This is a genomic window from Parvibaculum sp. (genome assembly GCF_049672805.1).
Taxonomy (GTDB): Bacteria; Pseudomonadota; Alphaproteobacteria; order Parvibaculales; family Parvibaculaceae; genus Parvibaculum.
In genome coordinates this window covers 1-2,617 of sequence record NZ_JBATWS010000079.1, presented here as the reverse complement: position 1 = coordinate 2,617, position 2,617 = coordinate 1, and the positions used below count along the sequence as shown (strand labels likewise).

At 63.8% G+C, this 2,617-nt stretch carries 3 protein-coding genes; all 3 read right to left on the bottom strand.

Translation table 11 applies throughout. From position 1 onward, the window contains the following. Positions 1-99: 99 nt before the first annotated feature. Positions 100-1,161, bottom strand: a complete 1,062-nt coding sequence (locus tag WBF74_RS02590; protein ID WP_424434728.1) for a tetratricopeptide repeat protein — start codon at positions 1,159-1,161, stop codon at positions 100-102. Continuing rightward, a complete protein-coding gene (gene thiE, locus WBF74_RS02585) occupies positions 1,158-1,820 on the bottom strand; it encodes a thiamine phosphate synthase (RefSeq protein WP_424434725.1) in 663 nt (220 codons plus the stop codon). Before thiE ends, WBF74_RS02590 begins: the two co-directional genes overlap by 4 nt. 84 nt (positions 1,821-1,904) lie before the next feature. Next, positions 1,905-2,617, bottom strand: a 713-nt coding sequence (locus WBF74_RS02580) for a class I fructose-bisphosphate aldolase (protein ID WP_424434722.1), incomplete at its 5' end; no start/stop codon positions are given.

Here is a 2,617-nt window from a genome sequence, read left to right as displayed (position 1 = left end):
GGGGCCGGGTGCCGCCCGGGCACCTCAGCCGGCGCTCTGATAACATTAAGTGCCGCAGATGGACAGGGGCTTTGCCACGAAAGCATGTACTGCGGGGGTTCAATCTGCTCCGGTTGAGGGGGAGCTGGGGCGACCTGCGTCCAGTTTTTCAAGCTGCCTGGCAACCCTGGCGCGTATTTCGGGGGTGATTTCCGGCTCCATCGCGTTTTTCAGCGTTTCATCGGTTATGCCGCCGCGCTCGGCCAGGCTGTGCCAGAGAAGGGCTGCTGTGATGTCGCGCGTGACGCCCTGACCGAGGAAAAAGCGCCGTGCGAGGTGCTCCTGTGCCTGGGCATTTCCTCGCAGGGCGGCCTCGGCAAACCATTTGGCGGCGAATGTGTCATTGCGCTCCACGCCCTCGCCATTGAGATAGGCTAAGCCGAGCGAGGCCTGCGCGTCGGGAAGGCCGCGCTCGGCAGCGGCGCGAAAGCGCCTTGCGGCGGCGACCGCATCCTTCTCAATTCCCGCCCCGTCCTGAAGCATCAGACCAAGGCGGTAATTTGCCTCTTCATGACCCTGATCGGCGGAAAGGGTGAAAAGACGCGCCGCCTCGGCCTGGTTCGCGGGCCGTCCGCTGCCACGTGCAAGCAGGGTGGCGAGGTAATATTGCGCGTTGGCGTCGCCCTGCGCGGCGGCCGTCTCGAACCAATCGGCGGCGGAGGCTAGATCTTTGGGGCCACCATTGCCAGCGGCGAGCATCATGCCGAGTTCGGTTTGGGCGGGGAGGTGGCCTTGCCGGGCGGCGGCGAGAAAGCTCTCCCGCGCCTTTTCGGATGAGGCACCTTTTACACCGCCATATTCGAGCAGCATGCCATAGAGATATTGGGCATCCGCATTGCCCTGCGCGGCGGCGAGACTGAACCAGCGGGCGCCTTCATCTGTATCGGCGGTGACGCCATGCCCGTTTGTGTAGAGGGAGCCGAGCAGCATCTGCGCCTCGGCATGGCCCCGTTCTGCATGAGGCCGGGCGAGTTCCATCGCCTCCTTATAGCGTGCCTCGAGATAGGCCGCCCTGGCGCTCGCGAGATCATCTGGCTCTACATCGCGTACTTCCGTCTGGGCATGGGTCGGGACGAACGGGGCCGCCAGAAGCAGCGTGGCGCAGAGGAAGAGATGCCTCATAAGGGAACTGCTTCCTCCAGCATGATCCGGTTCAGCGCACGCACGGCGGCTGCCGGGCCTTCTTCATGTGCCCAGACGCCGGATGAAACGGCAAGAAAATCCGCACGGGCGCGAACCAGCGGCGCGGCATTCGCCACCGTGATGCCGCCAATCGCCACGCAGGGCAGTTCGAAGAGTTCCGACCACCAGGTGAGGATTTCAGGATCAGCCCTGCTGATCGGCTCTTTCGTGGTGGTTTCATAGAAGGCGCCGAAGGCGACGTAATCAGCGCCTGCTTCGCCCGCCTCCATGGCGAGGTGGCGGGAGGCGTGGCAGGTGACGCCGACAATGCGGTCGGGACCGACAAGTTTCCGCGCCTGTTTGTAGCTGCCATCGGACTGGCCGATATGGACACCATCCGCACCGAGTTCAGCGGCAAGGTCGGGCCGGTCATTGATGAGAAAGGCCACGTCGCGCGCCTGCGCCAGCGGCATCAATATTTCGGTCGCGCGCCGTACATCATCAGCGTCGGGGGCGCCATTGTTCTCGTCTTTCAGCCGAAGCTGCAGGCAGGCAACGTCCCCCGCATCAAGCGCCGCCTTCAGCGTATCTGCGAAGGCAACCGGCTCGAAGCGCGGCGGTGTGATGAGATAAAGGCGGCAGGTCTGTTCCGTCATCATGCACTCTATTTCCCCTGTGTCGGTGGCCATACGCAAAACGCCCCGCTCCGGGGAGCGGGGCGCTGCATTAACTGTCAGGCCGGATCAGGAAGCCTTTTCGAGGCTCTTGTCCCACTGGCCGAGGGCCGCGAGGCCGTTCATCTTTGCACGGTGCAGGAAGGCCTGCTGCGCGGCGGGGACGTTCTCCGCCTTGCCGCTCCACGCCTTTTGCGGCGCGGCCTGAAGGGCGCGGCCATAGGAGAAGGACATCTTCCAGGGGAAGCCGCCGATCTTGTTCATGGCATCGAGATGCGCCGTCGCGTCTTCGTCGGACTGGCCGCCCGAGAGGAACACGATGCCGGGCACGGCAGCCGGAACGGTGCGCTTGAAGCAGGCGATGGTCTTTTCCGCCACTTCCTGAATGCTCGCCTGCTGCGGGCACTTCTTGCCGGAGACGATCATGTTCGGCTTCAGGATGGTGCCTTCAAGCTTCACCTTATGCAGCGCGAGGCGGTTGAAGACGGCGCGGAGCGTCGCTTCCGTGACTTCGAAGCAGCGATCGGCGGTGTGTGCGCCATCCATCAGCACTTCCGGCTCGACGATCGGTACAATGCCCGCTTCCTGACAAAGAGCGGCATAGCGGGCAAGCGCTTCTGCATTTGCCTCGATGCAGGCACTGGTCGGGATGTTTTCGGCAATGTCGATCACCGCGCGCCACTTCGCAAAGCGGGCACCGAGTTCGTAATACTCGGCAAGGCGCTCGCGCAGGCCATCAAGGCCTTCGGTCACGGTTTCTCCGGGGAAGCCGGCCATGGGCT

What these genes read in the sequence shown, in the direction of transcription:
- WBF74_RS02590 (WP_424434728.1), bottom strand. Translation starts at nt 1,161, where the DNA reads ATGAGGCATCTCTTCCTCTGCGCCACGCTGCTTCTGGCGGCCCCGTTC.
- thiE (WP_424434725.1), bottom strand. Translation starts at nt 1,820, where the DNA reads ATGATGACGGAACAGACCTGCCGCCTTTATCTCATCACACCGCCGCGC.